The sequence below is a fragment of the Streptomyces albicerus genome, from assembly GCF_008905045.1.
Classification (GTDB): domain Bacteria; phylum Actinomycetota; class Actinomycetes; order Streptomycetales; family Streptomycetaceae; genus Streptomyces; species Streptomyces albicerus.
On the sequence record NZ_VWMY01000026.1, the window covers coordinates 92,085 to 108,116 of the forward strand.

General features: G+C 69.2%; 14 protein-coding genes and 3 pseudogenes. 13 read left to right on the plus strand and 4 right to left on the minus strand.

Translation table 11 applies throughout. The features are described from left to right. The 3 genes from GAS53_RS24215 to GAS53_RS24225 all read left to right on the plus strand — a co-directional run. A partial coding sequence (locus GAS53_RS24215; protein WP_225859053.1) for an ABC transporter substrate-binding protein occupies nucleotides 1-1,338 on the plus strand: 1,338 nt, incomplete at its 5' end. Between the two features lie 61 nt (nucleotides 1,339-1,399). Further along, complete coding sequence (locus GAS53_RS24220; protein WP_151479807.1) at nucleotides 1,400-2,398, plus strand: carbohydrate ABC transporter permease; 999 nt, start codon at nucleotides 1,400-1,402, stop codon at nucleotides 2,396-2,398. A gap of 6 nt (nucleotides 2,399-2,404) precedes the next feature. Beyond that, on the plus strand, nucleotides 2,405-3,259 hold the full coding sequence (locus GAS53_RS24225; protein ID WP_151479808.1) for a carbohydrate ABC transporter permease: 855 nt from the start codon (nucleotides 2,405-2,407) through the stop codon (nucleotides 3,257-3,259). 9 nt (nucleotides 3,260-3,268) lie between these two features. Here the strand turns inward: GAS53_RS24225 and GAS53_RS24230 are convergent, their stop codons facing one another. Beyond that, nucleotides 3,269-3,667, minus strand: a complete 399-nt coding sequence (locus tag GAS53_RS24230) for a hypothetical protein (protein ID WP_225859054.1) — start codon at nucleotides 3,665-3,667, stop codon at nucleotides 3,269-3,271. A gap of 165 nt (nucleotides 3,668-3,832) precedes the next feature. Here GAS53_RS24230 and GAS53_RS58020 point away from each other — a divergent pair. Then, nucleotides 3,833-4,724: pseudogene (locus tag GAS53_RS58020) on the plus strand (transposase); the annotation flags it as partial. Between the two features lie 9 nt (nucleotides 4,725-4,733). On the opposite strand, the gene GAS53_RS24240 reads toward GAS53_RS58020, so the two are convergent. Continuing rightward, complete coding sequence (locus GAS53_RS24240) at nucleotides 4,734-5,339, minus strand: dihydrofolate reductase family protein (RefSeq protein ID WP_151479810.1); 606 nt, start codon at nucleotides 5,337-5,339, stop codon at nucleotides 4,734-4,736. A 128-nt stretch (nucleotides 5,340-5,467) separates the two neighbouring features. Here GAS53_RS24240 and GAS53_RS24245 point away from each other — a divergent pair. From GAS53_RS24245 to GAS53_RS24285, 8 genes and pseudogenes are all read left to right on the plus strand, one after another. Beyond that, nucleotides 5,468-6,055: pseudogene (locus tag GAS53_RS24245) on the plus strand (transposase); the annotation flags it as partial. A gap of 53 nt (nucleotides 6,056-6,108) precedes the next feature. Then, nucleotides 6,109-7,101 (plus strand): WD40 repeat domain-containing protein, encoded by a 993-nt coding sequence (locus GAS53_RS24250; RefSeq protein ID WP_151479811.1) that lies wholly within the window; start codon nucleotides 6,109-6,111, stop codon nucleotides 7,099-7,101. Between the two features lie 527 nt (nucleotides 7,102-7,628). Beyond that, nucleotides 7,629-8,845: pseudogene (locus GAS53_RS24260) on the plus strand (transposase). Between the two features lie 103 nt (nucleotides 8,846-8,948). Beyond that, the gene (locus GAS53_RS24265; protein ID WP_151479812.1) at nucleotides 8,949-9,464 is read left to right on the plus strand and encodes a GNAT family N-acetyltransferase; all 516 of its coding nucleotides are present in this window, start codon (nucleotides 8,949-8,951) and stop codon (nucleotides 9,462-9,464) included. A 102-nt stretch (nucleotides 9,465-9,566) separates the two neighbouring features. After that, on the plus strand, nucleotides 9,567-10,280 hold the full coding sequence (locus GAS53_RS24270; protein ID WP_151479813.1) for a DsbA family oxidoreductase: 714 nt from the start codon (nucleotides 9,567-9,569) through the stop codon (nucleotides 10,278-10,280). 106 nt (nucleotides 10,281-10,386) lie between these two features. Further along, nucleotides 10,387-11,436 carry an aminotransferase class V-fold PLP-dependent enzyme gene (locus tag GAS53_RS24275; protein ID WP_151479814.1) on the plus strand — a complete coding sequence of 350 codons (1,050 nt, stop codon included), beginning with the start codon at nucleotides 10,387-10,389 and terminating at the stop codon, nucleotides 11,434-11,436. 112 nt (nucleotides 11,437-11,548) lie between these two features. Beyond that, entirely contained in the window at nucleotides 11,549-12,166 is a 618-nt protein-coding gene (locus GAS53_RS24280; protein ID WP_151479815.1) for an RNA polymerase sigma factor, read from the plus strand. Nucleotides 12,167-12,191: 25 nt separating this feature from the next. After that, a complete protein-coding gene (locus GAS53_RS24285) occupies nucleotides 12,192-13,244 on the plus strand; it encodes a maleylpyruvate isomerase family mycothiol-dependent enzyme (RefSeq protein ID WP_151479816.1) in 1,053 nt (350 codons plus the stop codon). Nucleotides 13,245-13,341: 97 nt separating this feature from the next. Here GAS53_RS24285 and GAS53_RS24290 read toward each other — a convergent pair whose 3' ends face one another. Beyond that, the gene (locus GAS53_RS24290) at nucleotides 13,342-13,869 is read right to left on the minus strand and encodes a MarR family winged helix-turn-helix transcriptional regulator (protein WP_151479817.1); all 528 of its coding nucleotides are present in this window, start codon (nucleotides 13,867-13,869) and stop codon (nucleotides 13,342-13,344) included. 145 nt (nucleotides 13,870-14,014) lie between these two features. Between GAS53_RS24290 and GAS53_RS24295 the strand changes: the two genes are divergently transcribed. Next, a complete protein-coding gene (locus GAS53_RS24295; RefSeq protein WP_151479818.1) occupies nucleotides 14,015-15,076 on the plus strand; it encodes an alkene reductase in 1,062 nt (353 codons plus the stop codon). Nucleotides 15,077-15,140: 64 nt separating this feature from the next. Here GAS53_RS24295 and thpD read toward each other — a convergent pair whose 3' ends face one another. Further along, complete coding sequence (gene thpD / locus GAS53_RS24300; RefSeq protein ID WP_151479819.1) at nucleotides 15,141-16,028, minus strand: ectoine hydroxylase; 888 nt, start codon at nucleotides 16,026-16,028, stop codon at nucleotides 15,141-15,143. Nucleotides 16,029-16,032: the final 4 nt, after the last annotated feature.

Here is a 16,032-nt window from a genome sequence, read left to right on the forward strand (position 1 = left end):
TCGACCAGCAGAAAAGTCCGCCGCACAACCAGCACGGGCCTGGCTCTCGTCCTGCCCCTGGCGGCGCTGGCCGCCTGTGGCGGGGGTGGCGGCACCGATACCTCCGCAGAGGCGGGCAGCGGCAAGGGCACCATCAGCGTCTGGGCCCACCAGGGCCAGAAGAGCGAGGACACCGCCATCCAGAACGCGGTGAAGTCCTTCAACTCCTCGCAGAAGGACATCAAGGTCGAGCTGAAGCTGATCCCCGGCAACGACTACACCAAGACCATCACGACGACGGACGCCTCCAAGCTGCCGGACGTGATGGAGTTCGACGGTCCGACCATGGCGAACTTCGTCTTCAACCAGAAGCTCGCCCCGATCGACGACTACGTCTCCGCCAAGACCCTGAGCAACGCCACCGACGCCGTCAAGGCGCAGGGCGAGATCGACGGCAAGCACTACGGTCTGGGCCAGTACGACTCGGGCCTGGGCATCTACGGCAACAAGAAGCTGCTGGACGCGGCCGGCGTGAAGTACCCGACGAGCGTGGACGACGCCTGGACGGCGGACGAGTTCACCGCCGCGCTCAAGGCGCTGAAGGGCAAGGACTCCGACGGCAAGGTCCTCGACGTTCAGGAGAACAGCGGGCTCGCCACCGAGTGGGGCACCTACGGCTTCTCCCCGATCGTCTGGTCGGCCGGCGGTTCGCTCCTCAAGGACGGCAAGGCGGAGGGCGCCCTCGACTCGCCGGAAACGGTGTCGGCCCTGAAGACCCTCCAGTCCTGGAAGTCCGACGTCGACCCCAACACCGACGGCAACGCCTTCGCCAAGGGCCGCGCGGCGCTCAGCTGGGTCGGCCACTGGATGTACCCCACGTACAGCGAAGCGCTCGGTGACGACCTCGTCGTCCTGCCGCTGCCCGACTTCGGCAACGGGCCCAAGACCGGCCAGGGCTCCTGGGCCTGGGGCATCGGCGCCGACTCCAAGAACGCCAAGGCCGCCGGCACGTTCCTGGACACCCTCCTGAACGACGAGAACGTCGGCGCGATGACGACGGCCAACGGCGCCCCGCCGGCGACCAAGTCCGCGCTCGCCGCGAGCGAGCTCTACAAGCAGGGCGGCCCGCTGCAGCTGTTCGCCGACCAGCTTGCCAAGCCCTGCGGCGACACCGACATCTCCAAGTCCTGCGTCGCCGTGACCCGGCCGCTGACCGCCGGATACCCCACCGTCACCGCCAAGTTCGCCGAGGCCCTCAACTCGATCTACGGCGGCACCGACCCGAAGGACGCCCTGTCCAAGGCCGCCAAGGCCATCGACCAGGACTTCTCCGACAACGCCGGCTACGAGATCCCGTAGGACTCATCGGCCGGGGCGGGCCGCGCACGTCGCGCCCGCCCCGCCGGGAACAGGACCCCCCGTGAAATCCGTCGAACCCGCGCACGCCGCGCCCCATTCCCGGGAGCAGGCCCCACCCGTGACCTCCGTCGAACCCGCGCGTCCGGCGCGCTCTGTGCGCAAGAACCGCGACTGGTTGCACGGACTGCTCATGTCCGCCCCCTCCGTAGTCGGGCTCATCGCCTTCGTCGGTATCCCGTTCGGCTACGCCGTCGTCCTCTCCTTCTACAACGTCCGCCTCGGCTCCCCGCTGGAACCGACCTGGTTCGGAATCGAGCACTACCGGCGGCTGTTCACCGACCCCGATCTGTCCGGCCCGTTCCTGCGGGCCCTGCTCAACAACCTGACCTTCGCCGTGGTCGTCGTGCCCGCGCAGACCGGTCTGGCGCTCGGCCTGGCGATCCTGCTCAACCGCAAGCTCAAGGCGATCGGCCTGTTCCGGTCACTGTTCTTCATGCCGGTCGTCTTCCCGATGGCGCTGGTCGCCGTGATCTGGCGGCTCATCCTCGCCCGCAGCGACCAGGGCATGCTCAACTCCGCGCTGGACGCGGTGACTTTCGGCAACTGGGGCGCCTTCGACTGGCTCGGCGACTCCGCCACCGCGATGATCTCGATCATCATCCTCTCCATCTGGCAGGGCGTCGGCTTCCAGATGGTCATCCTGCTCGCCGGACTCCAGAGCATCCCGAGCGAGCTCTACGAGGCCGCCGAGCTCGACCGTGCCTCCCGCTGGCAGCAGTTCCGCCACGTCACCCTGCCCGGCATCCGCGGCACCCTCGTCTTCGTCGCCCTGCTCACCTCGGTGTTCGCCTTCCGGGTCTTCGACCAGATCTACGTCCTGGTCCAGGGCGGTGGCCTCAACGAGGACGCCGCGCGCACCGTGATGTACCAGGCGGTCACCACCGCCTTCGACCAGAACAACATCGGCCAGGCGTCCGCGATCACCGTCGTCTTCTTCCTGATCGTCCTCGTCCTGACCCTCATCCAGCGCCGCGTCGTCCGGCCCGACAACGAGGACTGAGCATCCATGAGCATGAACCCGGGCCTCACCCGCACGCCCCTGCGCCGCGTCCTCGACTACGCCGTCCTGTCCGTGCTGGCGTTCATCTTCGCGCTGCCGGTCATCTACCTGTTCATCGGCAGCCTCAAGCCGTCCGACGAAGTCCTGAACGGTCTGTCCGGCTTCCTGCCCACCAACCTGTCGTTCGACAACTACACAGCCGTCCTCGACAGCCTCAACTCCGACAGCACCGGCTACTTCTGGCGCTTCATGGGCATCTCGCTGCTGCTGGCCTTCGTGGTCGTGACAGGCGGTCTCATCGTCAACTCCATGGCCGCGTACGGGCTGTCACGGCTGAAGTGGCGCGGGCAGAACGCCGTCTTCACCCTCGTCCTGCTGCTGATGCTGATCCCGTTCGAATCGGTGGCGGTCCCGCTCTTCTACATGTTCAACGACCAGCGCAACACGCTCCCCATCCTGGCGCTCCCGTTCATCGCCAACGCCTTCTCCGTCTACCAGTTCGCCACCTTCTTCCGCACGATCCCGCCGAGCATCGAGGAAGCCGCCCGTATCGACGGCGCGGGCCCCTGGCGCACCTTCTTCGCGATCATCGTCCCGATGTCGAAGCCGGCCTTCGCCTCCGTGGCGATCCTGACCTTCCTTATGCAGTGGGGCTCGTTCCTGTGGCCGGTCCTGATGGTCTCCGACCCGTCGGTACGCCCGCTACCGCTGGAGATGAGCGTCTTCCAGGAACAACTGCCCCCGGACTGGGGTCAGATCCTCGCCTTCGGCGTGCTCCTGGTGCTGCCCGTGCTGATCGTCTTCCTCTTCTTCCAGCGGTGGTTCGTGCAGGGCGTCGCCAGCTCGGCCGTCAAGGGCTGAGCTTGTTCTTCATCTTCCGCCCGCGTCGTAGGGCGGGGACGGAAGGTTCCAGACGGCGTCAGACCGACTGACGATCTTTCGAAGTTCGCGGGCGCTTCGTGGCGACATAACCTGCATCACGGTGTCGAGGAGGGCTCGGGCTTCGAGAGGGTTGCCGCAGCAGTACCAGTGCACGTTGTCCCACTCGTAGTCGTGCCACAGATCACGCTCGGGCTGGTGGACGTAGTCCTTCCACAGGCCCACAGCCGCGCTGACGTCGCCTGGCTGCAGATAGTTGCGCGTGTGCTCGAGACGGATGATCTCGGACAGTGCATGCGAAGACAGGCCGTCGATGACTGGCCTTGCACCTGTTGTCCGGTGGCTGCCGGAGGCGCCGGCACGGATCTGTCCTGGCCGTCTACGCGGCATGGACCTTTCGGTTCGTCGTCATGCGGTACATGGTGCCACGGTCTCGAATGGCGTCTCGAACGGATTCGCTCGCAAGGGGATTCGCCGGACGCGGGGGCGGCCTTCGTCTGATCATGTGCTCCGACCAAGGTGCACGTGACCACGACGAAGGCCGTGAGGGTGAGTCTGCTGCCCGATGCTGTCCGGCGGGAAGCGTTCGCAGAAGCGTCACGCTTCCGGGGCGAGTTCTACGAGTGTCTGACCGCTCGGCGGGATGAGTTGTTCGAGCTCACCGACGCGCTGCTGTGTGTTGACGGGCCGGTCACCTCGCCGGTGGAGTTGACGCTGGTGCCCGAGCACCGGCGTGGTCACGGCGCTTTGTACGGAGCCCTCAACCGCGGCCGGATCGACATCGATCGGCTGCGGACGGTGCTGGCCGGGCTGTCGCTGCCACGTTTCGACGGTGACCGCCTGGTGCTCGCGGTCGACGTGTCACCGTGGCTGCGCTCGGACGCGCCGTGCTCGGCGGACAGGTTGTTCTGCCATGTCTACGGCCGGGCGAAGTCCGCCTCCCAGTTCATCCCGGGCTGGCCGTACTCCTTCGTCGCCGTCCTGGAGCCCGGCGCCACCTCGTGGACCGGGATTTTGGACGTGGTCCGGCTCGGACCCGAGGACGATGCGACCGCGGTCACCGCCGCCCAGCTCCGTGCTGCGGTGGAGCGGCCTATCGCGGCCGGCCAGTGGGCGCCTGGGGACCGGGACATCACGATCGTCATGGACGCCGGTTATGACGTCACCCGTCTGGCCTGGGTATTGCGCGATCTCCCGGCCGAGCTGGTCGGCCGGATCCGCGGCGACCGGGTGATGCGGCTGCCGAAGCCGCCCCGCGTCTACAACCCCAGGGCGGACATCCCCCGAGCACGGGCCGGAGTTCCGCTTCAACAAACCCGAGACCTGGCCCGAACCGGCGATCACCACGGCCACCGACACCGCCAACTACGGCAAGGCCGAAGCTCAGGCGTGGGACCGGGTCCACCCGCGGCTGACCCACCGCTCGGCCTGGCTGGAGCACGACGGTGGGGCAACGTCACGCAGGGACGCCGAGTGGCGGGTGCTCGAGCACGCGGGGCTTGTACTCGACCAGCTGGATGCGGCCGTCGAAGGTGCGGTGCTCGATCATTTCGAGGGCAACGTCCGGATAGCCGTCGTAGATGCGTTCTTCGCCCGTGGCCCCGGTGATCACCGGGAACATGACGACCCGGAAGCGGTCGACGAGTCCTGCTCGGAGCAGGGACCGGCACAGGCTGAGGCTGCCGATCGTGCTGAGGAGCCCCGAGCCACTCGATTTCATGGCGCGGACCGTCTCGACGGCGTCGTCGCGGACGAGCGTGGAGTTGGCCCACGTCAGGGGTTCCTTGAGTGAGGAGGAGAACACCACCTTGGAGGCTTGCGTGAGCTCGTCGACGGACGCCTCTTCTTCGGGCCTGAACTCGTCTTGGCCCTTGGGGACGTCGCCTGCGGCGAAGCCCGACATCAGGCGGTAGGTGTTCGCTCCCATCAGGTAGGTGGCCTCGGGCTGCTTGCCGAGCCATGCGAGGTACTCCGGGCCCTCGAGGCCCCAGAACCCGGGCCATCCCTCTCCCGATGCGTGGCCGTCGAGGGAGGTGATGAAGTCGACGAGAAGCTCTGACATGGCGGTGTCCTTTCCTAGGTGTCATGAGCTTGGACCGGCCGGGAGCCACAAACTCATCGGCCGCGCGGTGGAGTAACGAGAAAACCCATGACGCTGCAGCCGATCAGGTCGGCGGAGTGGCACTGCTTCGGAGGGCCCGGAGGGCCGGTTCAAAGATGGGTTCTGACGAGGAGCGAGGACCGCGCAGCCGGGTGACGGCAGGCCGCATGGGGGCGTGGCGAGGCCACACCCCGGTCGTGAAGGTCACCGCCGCGGGCACGAAACGTGTCTCGATGGCGGCGCTGATCTGCATCAAGGCCGGCCGTCGTCCACGGCTGATCTACCGCATCCACCTGGACCGCGGCCCCGCCAAGGGACGGCGCAAGGGCTTCACCGAGACCGACTGCGCCCGCCTGATGGATGCCGCACACCAGCAGCTCGGCGGCCCCGTCGTCCTGGTGTGGGACAACCTGAACACGCATGTCAGCCGCACCATGCACGAGCTGATCGCCGCCCGATTACGGCTGACCGTCTACCAACTGCCTCCGTACGCTCCCGAGCTCAACCCCGTCGAGGGTGTGTGGTCGCACCTGGAGAGGTCACTGGCCAACCTCACAAAACACAGCCTCGGCCAGCTCACCGCATTGGTGAAGACGCGGCTGAAACGGATGCAGTACCGCCCCCGCCTCATCGAAGGTCTCATCTCCAAGACCGGTCTCGACCTCCAACCGCCGTAACGTCAGCAGTTAAAGATCTCTAGTCCAGGGTTCTCAGAATGGGGTGGTCATCAATGACCGTGGAGTCGATACCGGTAAAGGCCGCGCCGAAGTCGCTGGTATGGCAAGGCGACAAACTGGTCTCCGGATGCGGTCGGCGCTGGGGCCGCGACGGGGTGGAGCGGAAAGCGGCCTTCGCGTGGAGCTTTCCGTTCGACGCCGGGATCACCTCGGTCTCAGCGCCGTACTCCGCCCTGTACCAGGAACGCGGCACCGAGGGGGTGTTGCTCGAACGCGAACGGGTCGTGCGAGAGCTGGACCGCAGCGACTACCAGGCGGATAACTACGACTACCCGCTCGCCCTGGGCTCATTGGGTGACGGGCGCGAGGTCGTCGTGCACTGCCCCGACGAGTACAACGTGCTCCAGATCGAGGACGCGGCGAGCGGCGAGCGGCTGACCGCCGGCAGGCGTGATCCGCAGGACGTCTTCCACTCCAGGCTCAGTCTGAGCCCGGACGGCCGGTACCTGCTCGCGGTCGGATGGTTGTGGCATCCCTTCGGGACCGCCATGGTCTACGACACGGCACTCGCGCTGACCGACCCCGCCACTCTGGACGGCGAGGGTCTGCTGCCGGGACCGGCGGTCATGAACGGCGAAGTGACAGCGGGCTGCTGGCTCGACGTCGATCGGCTGGTGCTGGCGACGACGGGGACGGGGACGGAATCGTGGGGCAACAAAGAAGAACCCGCTCTTCCGCCACGCCACCTCGGTGTGTGGTCGATGTCCGAGGGACGGTGGCTACACCGCACCCCGATCGCCGATGCCGAGCCGGGTGTCCTGCTCCTGCCCCGCGGCGATCAGGTGATCTCTCTCCTCGGCCACCCGCGACTGCTCGACACGGCCACCGGGCGCCTCGTTGCGGAATGGCCCGAGGTCGGCGTACCCGTCAAGACCACATGCTTCGGCGTCAGCCACGTCCCCTCTCCCGTGGCCGCCCTCCACCCCGACGGCACCCGGCTGGCCGTCGCGCAGGCAGAAAGCATCGCCCTCATCACGCTCCCGTGATCCAGCTCGCTGCACGAAGCGTGTCGTGCGCACCGAATCCCGGATGCGCCCACCCGCTGCGCAATCTCAGCGGAGCCTGTTGTCCAGCCGCCGCGACCGGCGAATGCGCAGGTCACGAGATCCATTGCTGACACAAGCGCGGATTTGCCAATCAACTGTTAACGAACTCCCGCTACAGCAGCGCCGTCTGCACCGCGGTGCTGCATGCCTTCGCCCGTGCCGGTGGCCACCGCGCCATCGTCCACTCGCGAGGCGACACCGCCTATCCCGCCCCCAAGCGGCTCTATGAGTCCATGGGCTTCACCACATACACCCGGACTCACGCCTTCGTCAGAGGGCAACGGACGTGAGGGGCCTGATCAGAACCGGCGCTGGTCAATTTGAGCGGCAACCGTTCCCCTTCGCCACGAACGGATTGCTGTCTCACATGACGGTGCCCTTGAAGCGCAAAGTAGGCAAGGTCAGGTGAGACGGAAGCAAGGTCCCGTGAGACGGGACAGCACTTGACCAAGACGAAGGCCGTGAGGGTGAGTCTGCTGCCTGATGCTGTCCGGAGGGAAGCGTTCGCGGAAGCGTCACGCTTCCGGGGCGAGTTCCATGAGTGTCTGACCGCTCGCCGCGATGAGTTGTTCGAGCTGGTGGACACGGTGCTGTGCGCGGACGGGGCGGTGAAGTCCTCGGTGGACTTGACGCTGGTGCCCGAGCATCGTCGTGGGCACGGAGCGATGTACGGCGGCCTGAACCACGGCCGGATCGACGTCGACCGGCTGCGGACGGTGCTGGCCGGGCTGTCGCTGCCCCGCTTCGACGGCGGACGCCTGGTCCTGGTGGTCGATGTGTCACCGTGGTTGCGGTCGGACGCGCCGTGCTCGGCCGATCGGCTGTTCTGCCACGTCTATGGCCGTGCGAAGACGGCGTCGCAGTTCATTCCGGGCTGGCCCTACTCTTTCGTCGCCGTGCTGGAGCCGGGCGCTACTTCCTGGACCGCGATCCTGGACGTGGTGCGGCTGGGACCGGTGGACGACGCGACCGCCGTCACCGCCACCCAGCTGCGGGGTGTCGTCGAGCGGCTCATCACCGCGGGTCAGTGGCAGACCGGGGACCCACCTATCGTGATCGTCAGCGACGCCGGCTACGACGTCACCCGCCTGGCCTGGGTCCTGCGTGACCTGCCCGTCGAGCTGGTCGGCCGGGTCCGGTCCGACCGCGTCATGCGTCTGCCGAAACCACCGAGGATGCACGGCGTCAACGGCCGGCCCCCAAGCACAGCCCGGAGTTCCGCTTCACCAAACCGGAGACCTGGCCCGAGCCCGCGATCACCACGGTCACCGACACCACCAACTACGGCAAGGCCGAAACCCAGGCATGAGACCGTGTCCACCCACGGCTCACCCACCGCTCCTCATGGCTCGACCACGACGGCGAACTGCCCTTGGTCGAGGGCACGTTGATACGGCTGAAGGTGGAACACCTGTCGAAGGAACGGGACGCTCCGCCGGTGTGGTTATGGTCCTCGAAACCCACGACCTCCGACCGGCTCACCCCGGCCCGGGTCCGCCGGGGGTTCAGGAACATCCGCGCTCACCTCGCCTGCCCGACCCGTGTTCCCAAACCCCGAGGAGCCGGCCCCGGACGGCCACCCGGCGCCAAGAACAAACACCGGGCACCCCGCTACGACGTCGGCAAGACCGTCAAACGCCCCGAGACCCTCAAGGCCATCGGCAAGCCTGGAAGAACTTGGTAGATAAAGAACAAGCTGAGAGCCTGTGTCTGTACCCCGGCCGGGCGCAGTTCGGCCGGCTCGGAACCGCGGCGGACGTGGACGCGTCCTCCGCGGCATGACCGGCATGATCAGAGACCGTGTGACAGGACGGCGCGTGATCAGGACCGCGCTGCACGCCGAGGCGGAGGCCGTCGCCGAGCTGCACGCCCGGGCGCGGGCGACGTACTACCCGGACGGGGTGCCGCAGGACGGGACCGACTGGTCCGCCCGATGGCGCGACGCCATCGGGCGGCCGGACAGTCATGTGCTGTGCGCCGTCCATGAGGGCCGGATCGTGGCCATCGCCTCGTTCCGCACCGTGGAGGGCGCTCCCACCGACACGGTGAAGCTGTTCCAGTTCCATGTCGATCCCGGCCACTGGCGTACGGGCCTCGGTGCCGCGCTGCACACCGCCTGTGTGGAGCAGTGGCAGGCCGACGGCAAGCGGGTCGCGACGCTCGAGGTGCACGTGGACAACGAACGCGCCCGGGCCTTCTACGCCCGCCAGGGCTGGCTCCCGGACCCGGCGAGCCCGCCGGCCGAGAGTGATCACCACCTCTTCCTGCGGTACGCGGTCGGCGGGGAATCCGGCGTGGAGTAGAGATCCGTGGGCGTGATCCGGGAATGAACCGAGGCGATTGAACGTTCACGTACCCAGCGGAGGGTGCCTCCGTGTCCGTACGAGCCGGAGAGAGCCGAAGACATGCGCGTCGAGATCTGGAGCGACATCGCCTGCCCCTGGTGCTACGTGGGCAAGGCCCGCTTCGAGAAGGCGCTCGACGCCTTCCCGCACCGCGACGACATCGAGGTGGTGCACCGCTCCTTCGAGCTCGACCCGGGCCGCGCCAAGGGCGACATCCAGCCGGTCATCACGATGCTCACCAAGAAGTACGGCATGAGCGAGGCGCAGGCGCAGGCCGGCGAGGAGAACCTGGGCACACAGGCCGCCGCCGAGGGCCTGGAGTACCGCACCCGGGACCGCGACCACGGCAACACCTTCGACATGCACCGCCTGCTGCACCTCGCCAAGGAGCAGGGCAGGCAGGACGAGCTGATCCAACTGCTCTACAAGGCGAACTTCGCCGAGGAGCGGTCCCTCTTCGGCGACGACGAGCGGCTCGTGGAGCTGGCCGTCGCCGCCGGGCTCGACGCGGACGAGGCCCGCAAGGTGCTCGCCGACCCCGCCGCGTACGCGGACGAGGTGCGCGCCGACGAGCGCGAGGCGCGCGAGCTGGGCGCGAACGGCGTGCCGTTCTTCGTCCTGGACCGCAAGTACGGCGTCTCCGGCGCCCAGCCCGCCGAGGTCTTCGCGCAGGCCCTGGAGCAGGCGTGGAGCAACCACTCGCCCCTCAAGCTGATCCAGGAGAACGACGCCGACGCCTGCGGCCCGGACGGATGCGCGGTGCCGCAGCACTGACGGACGCCGAAAGGCGCAGGTCAGGGCGAATCTATAAGCGTTCCTTAGCGGAACCACGTAAAAGTCGGCAATGGACGGGGAGTTCCCGGAGTCGCAGAGTGGTCTCATGGAGACCTTCGAGAGCCTCGTCCGCGCCGAGTTCGCCCCGAAGAACACTTATCTGAACACCGCGAGCACCGGGCTGCTCCCGGCCCGCGCGGTGGACGCCATGCGGGCCGGCGTCGAGTCCGTGGCGGCCGGCCAGTCGCAGGACATGTTCGCCGACGTGGAGGCGGCCCGCGCCTCCTTCGCGCGTCTCACCGGGGTCCCGGACCGCCGTGTCGCGGCCGGGGCCTCGGTCGCCGTCTACACCGGACTGATCGCCTCCTCGCTGCCCGAGGGCGCCGAAGTCCTCACCGCCGAGGGCGAGTTCAGCTCCCTCGTGACGCCCTTCCACGTCCGTACGGATCTCAAGGTGCGCACGGTCCCGCTGGAGCGCATCGCCGAGTCGGTGCGCCCCGGCACGGCGCTCGTCGCGGTCAGCGCCGCGCAGTCCGCCGACGGCCGGATCGCCGACCTGCCCGCGATCCGCGAGGCCGCGGCCACGCACGGGGCGCGTACGTACATCGACGCGTCCCAGGCCGCCGGCTGGCTGCCGCTGGATGCGGACGCGTACGACTATGTCGTGTCCGTCGGCTTCAAGTGGCTCGTCTGCCCGCGGGGCGTGGCCTTCCTGGTCGTTCCGGATGACCTCGGCGGACTCACCCCGGTGTTCGCGGGCTGGGTGGCGGGAGAGCACCCGTGGGACGCCTGTTACGGCCCGGTCGAGGAGCTCGCCCACTCGGCGCGGCGGTTCGACGAGAGCCCCAGCCTCTTCTCGTACGCGGGCGCCCGGCACTCCCTCGAACTGGTCGAGCAACTCGGCGTCGCGGCCGTACAAGCCCATGACCTGGCGCTCGCCGACCGTTTCCGCGCGGGACTCGACTCGATCGGCGCGGCCCCGGTGCCCGCGCCCGGCTCCGCCATCGTGTCGGTGCCCGGACTCGGCCACCGCCAGGCGGAGCTGAGCCGCGCCGGGATCGAGGTCTCCGACCGCGCGGGCAACTTGAGGGCCGCCTTCCACCTCTACAACACACCCGCGGATGTGGACCGGCTGCTGGACGCCCTGTCCGGCTGACCCAACGGTCCTCCCGGTCGGCCATCGGGTCCTTTCCGGCGCCGGATGGCCGCGAGTCCGGCCGACCCACTGGCGCGGGGGCCCCGGAGAGCGCTAGGAAGGGCACCACGAGGTGGTGGTGCCGGTGGAGCCAACTCTCCACAAGTCCGAGCGGCCGCCCGCGGATGCGGAGTTGCATCGGCGGCTGGTGTACGGCGACGAGTCCGCGCTGGCCGAGGCGTACGCGGCGTACGGCGGGCTCGTCCGGCGGGTCGCCGTGCGGGTCACGCGCAGCCAGGTGGCCGCCGAGGACGTGGCGCAGGAGGTCTTCGCCCAGCTGTGGAGCAGGCCGTACGCGTTCGACGCGGGCCGGGGTTCGCTGCGTACCTGGCTGTCCATGCTCGCCCACCGGCGGGCCGTGGACTGGGTGCGCAGCGAGGCCAGGCACCGCAAGGACGCCCGCGCGGACGACTCCGCGCTGCATGCCATCCCCGACGCGGGGCCCGGCCCCGACGAGACGGTCGTCGACCGCGAACGCTCGCTCCTGCTGCACTCCGCGCTGGCCGAGCTCCCGCAGCCCCAGCGGGAGGTCGTCCACCTCGCGTACTTCGCGGGCCGCACCTACCGGCAGGCCGCCGTCGAGCTCGGCATCCCGGAGGGCACCGCCAAGACCCGCTTACGGTCCGCGCTGCGCAAGCTGGCGGAATCGTTGGCCGACCCACCGGACCCTGCGTGGGAAAGGGGCGCATGATGGCGACAGGGGAAGGAGGCGTCCGGTGACCGACGACCACGACGGTGTGCCCGAGCTGCTGGCCGCCTGGGCCTTCGGCGCGCTGCAGCCCGCGGACGAGAAGGCGGTGCCGCTGCATCTGGCCGAGTGCGAGAGCTGCGCGGCGGAGGCGGAGCGGCTCCGTGAGACGGTACGGCTGCTGGACGTGCCACCGGGGGCGACCTCGGGCGACGGGGCGCCGGAGACGGCCTCGAGCAACGGTTTCGCCGGGGCGGACGGTGTGCTCGCCGTCGCCCTGCGGGCCCGGCCCGCCGTACCGCGCGTCGCCGCGCACGCGGCCCCGTACGCCGCGGCCGTCGCCGGCCTGAAGGCACTGCTGCGGGAGCTGGACGGCCACGCGCCGTGGGGCACCCCAGTCGTGCACGACTGGGACGTCCACGACACCCTCGGCCATCTGATCGCCGCCGATGAGCAACTGGCCGTGCGCCTCGGTCTGGAGGCCCGGGTGCCGCCCTCGCGGATCACGGAGGACACGCCCTGGGAGGAGGCGTGGAACACCCGGACCGCCGACGTGATCGCGCACGAGCGGACGCGCACACCCGAGGAGACGGTGGCCGCATGGTCCGCGCAGGCCGCCGCGCTGCTGGCCACGCCCGAGGCCCGGGACCCCGAACGCGCCGCGCGCGCCACGACGTTGATGGGCGTACGGCTGCCGGTCGCCGACCACTTCGTCGTGCGCGCCTTCGAGGCGTGGATCCACACGGACGACATCGGCCGCGCGCTCGGCCTCGCCGTGCCACCGCCGCCCCCGGCCCATCTGTGGCAGCTGGTCCGGCTCGCCGTCCGCGTCCTCGGCATGGCACTGGGGCCCACGGCCCCGCCGGTGCTGTTCGCGGTGAGCGGCGAGGGCGACGACACCCAGTGGGTGCTCGGCTCCGAGGACGAGCCGGTGCAGGGCGAACTCGTCCTGGACGCCGTGGACTTCTGCCTGCTCGTGGGCGGCCGGTACACGCCCGACGAGGTGCCGAGGGGCGCGGCGGGCGACGAGGACGCCGTACGCAACGTACTGGACCGGGCGGCGTCGCTGGCCTGGCTGTAGTCGGTCCTCGGCGGTTGCACGCGGTCCTCAGCGGTTGCCGTAGTCCCGCAGTGCCCGGCGGTTGCCGTAGTCCCGCAGTCCCCGGCCGTCGCCGTAGTCAGTCCTTGGCGGCAGCCGGGCAGTCCGCCGTCTCCGTGCACAGGTTCGCCTCGACCCGGGCCAGGAGGCCGAGGAGCTGCGCCCGCTCGACCGCGCTCAGCCCGGCCAGGGTGTACTCCTCAAGGCCGCTCCAGGCACGCCCGACCTCGTCGAGCAGCCCGCAGCTCTTGTCGGTCGCCTCGACGAGCACCGCGCGCCGGTCCTTCGGGTCCGGGCGGCGGATCACATGCCCCGCCTGCTCCAGACGCTGGAGCATCTTCGTGACCGTCGACGGATCGAGGTCGACCACCTTGATCAGGTCCGACTGGCGCACCGCACCCTGGTCCCACAGGTGCATCATCAGGAACTCCTGCCCCGGGTAGAGCCCGACCCCGCGCAGCAGCTTGCCGGCGGCGATGCGATGCAGGCGGGCCACCCGGGAGATGGCGTGGCTGACCGGTCCGCCGCGCGCCGCGGAGGGCAGCCTCTCCGCCGAACAGCCGGGGTCGTCCCGCTCGGCCTGAGCGGCCGCTTCGGTGGCCTTCATCGGTACTCCCCGCTGCGTGCTGGATGTGTACGCCCTCTCAAGAGACTACCTGTTCCGAGAATTAACTTGGCCGACCAAGGAATGGGTTACAGTACCCACCTGTTCCATTACTTGGCCGACCCATAATTCTCATTCGGGAGTCACCGTGACCACCGCGTTCGACCCGATCGACCTCTCCGGCACCCGGCTCGCCAACCGCATCGTCATGTCGCCCATGACCCGCAGCCGCGCCGCCGAGGGAGGTGCACCCACCGACCTCACCGTCGAGTACTACGCCCAGCGCGCGTCCGCAGGCCTGATCGTCACGGAGGGCATCCAGCCGTCCCACGTGGGCCAGGGCTATCCGGCCACCCCGGGCCTGCACCACGAGGACCAGGTCGCCGCCTGGCGCAAGGTCACCGACGCCGTGCACGCCGAGGGCGGCAGGATCTTCGCCCAGCTGATGCACACCGGCCGCATCGGCCACCCGTCCCTGCTGCCCGGCGACCTCCACCCCGTCGGTGTCTCACCGGTCGCCGCACAGGGGCAGGTCTACACCGCCGAGGGCCCGAAGGAGTTCGTCACCCCGCACGAGCTGACCCACGAGGAGATCCTCGAGACCATCGAGGACTTCGTCGCCGCCGCGCGCAGCGCGATCGAGGCCGGCTTCGACGGCGTCGAGCTGCACGGCGCCAACGGCTACCTCATCCACCAGTTCCTCGCGCCCGGCTCGAACCTCCGCGAGGACGAGTGGGGCGGCTCCGACGAGAAGCGCATCCGGTTCGCCGTCGAGGTCGTCAAGGCCGTCGCGGAGGCGATCGGCGCGCACCGCACCGGGCTGCGCGTCTCGCCCGGGAACCCCTTCAACGACATCAACGAGCCCGACCCGGAGCCCGCGTACACCGCGCTCGTCCAGGTGCTGGAGCCGCTCGGTCTCGCCTATCTGCACATCGGAGAGGCGCCCGGGCAGCGCGAACTGACCCACCGGCTGCGCAAGTTGTTCTCCGGCACCCTGATCCTCAACCCGGCCACCGACGGGCCCACGGGCCCTGACGAGCTCACCCTCGTCGAGGACGGCACCGCCGACCTCGTGGCCTTCGGCCAGCTCTTCCTCGCCAACCCCGACCTGCCGGTCCGTCTGAAGGCCGGCGGGCCCTTCAACGAGGCGGACCCGGCCACGTTCTACGGCGGCGACGCGAAGGGCTACACGGACTACCCGACGCTGTAAGGCAGTCGGCCCGGTTCCCGTCTCGTACGAGACGGGAACCGGGCCGATCACCGGCGGGCGCAGGTCACTTCACGGGCGTGAAGTCCCTCGCCCCGATGAACTCGGGCCTGCGCACGGGGGCCGCGAAGGGCTCCACCGCCGCGTTCTCCACGCTGTTGAACACGATGAAGACGTTCGAGCGCGGGAACGGGGTGATGTTGTCCCCGGAGCCGTGCATGCAGTTGCAGTCGAACCAGGTCGCCGAACCGGCCCTGCCCGTGAAGAGCTTGATGCCGTGCCGGGACGCGAACTTGGTGAGCGCCTCGTCGGAGGGCGTGCCCGCGTCCTGCATCTGGAGCGACTGCTTGTAGTTGTCCTTCGGCGTGGCCCCCGCACAGCCGAGGAACGTCTTGTGCGACCCCGGCATGATCATGAGGCCGCCGTTGGTGTCGTAGTTCTCGGTCAGCGCGATCGAGACGGACACGGTCCGCATGTTCGGCAGACCGTCCTCGGCGTGCCAGGTCTCGAAGTCCGAGTGCCAGTAGAAGCCGCTCGCTCCGAAGCCCGGCTTGACGTTGATCCGCGACTGGTGGACGTACACGTCCGAGCCGAGAATCTGCCGGGCGCGGCCCACCACGCGCTCGTCGCGCACCAGTTGGGCGAAGATCTCACTGATCTTGTGGACCTCGAAGACCGAGCGGATCTCCTGCGACTTCGGCTCGATGATCGAGCGCTCGTCGGCGCGGATCGCCGGGTCGGTGACCATGCGCTCCAACTCGGCCCGGTAGAGCGGGACCTCGTCGTCGCCGATGAGCTGTTCGACGGCGAGGAAGCCGTCGCGCTCGTACGACTGCAGGTCGGCCACCGGGATCGGGCCCGGCGCGCCCGGCGCGCTCCACACGACCGGGTCCTGCCGGGGCACGGACACCTCGCCGGCGCCGCGGCTGGGATACAGGTCGGTGATGGTGGTCATCGGG

Coding starts and splice junctions, on each gene's coding strand:
- GAS53_RS24225 (WP_151479808.1), top strand. CDS start 2,405: ATGAGCATGAACCCGGGCCTCACCCGCACGCCCCTGCGCCGCGTCCTC.
- GAS53_RS24230 (WP_225859054.1), bottom strand. CDS start 3,667: ATGCCGCGTAGACGGCCAGGACAGATCCGTGCCGGCGCCTCCGGCAGC.
- GAS53_RS24240 (WP_151479810.1), bottom strand. CDS start 5,339: ATGTCAGAGCTTCTCGTCGACTTCATCACCTCCCTCGACGGCCACGCA.
- GAS53_RS24250 (WP_151479811.1), top strand. CDS start 6,109: ATGACCGTGGAGTCGATACCGGTAAAGGCCGCGCCGAAGTCGCTGGTA.
- GAS53_RS24265 (WP_151479812.1), top strand. CDS start 8,949: ATGATCAGAGACCGTGTGACAGGACGGCGCGTGATCAGGACCGCGCTG.
- GAS53_RS24270 (WP_151479813.1), top strand. CDS start 9,567: ATGCGCGTCGAGATCTGGAGCGACATCGCCTGCCCCTGGTGCTACGTG.
- GAS53_RS24275 (WP_151479814.1), top strand. CDS start 10,387: ATGGAGACCTTCGAGAGCCTCGTCCGCGCCGAGTTCGCCCCGAAGAAC.
- GAS53_RS24290 (WP_151479817.1), bottom strand. CDS start 13,869: ATGAAGGCCACCGAAGCGGCCGCTCAGGCCGAGCGGGACGACCCCGGC.
- thpD (WP_151479819.1), bottom strand. CDS start 16,028: ATGACCACCATCACCGACCTGTATCCCAGCCGCGGCGCCGGCGAGGTG.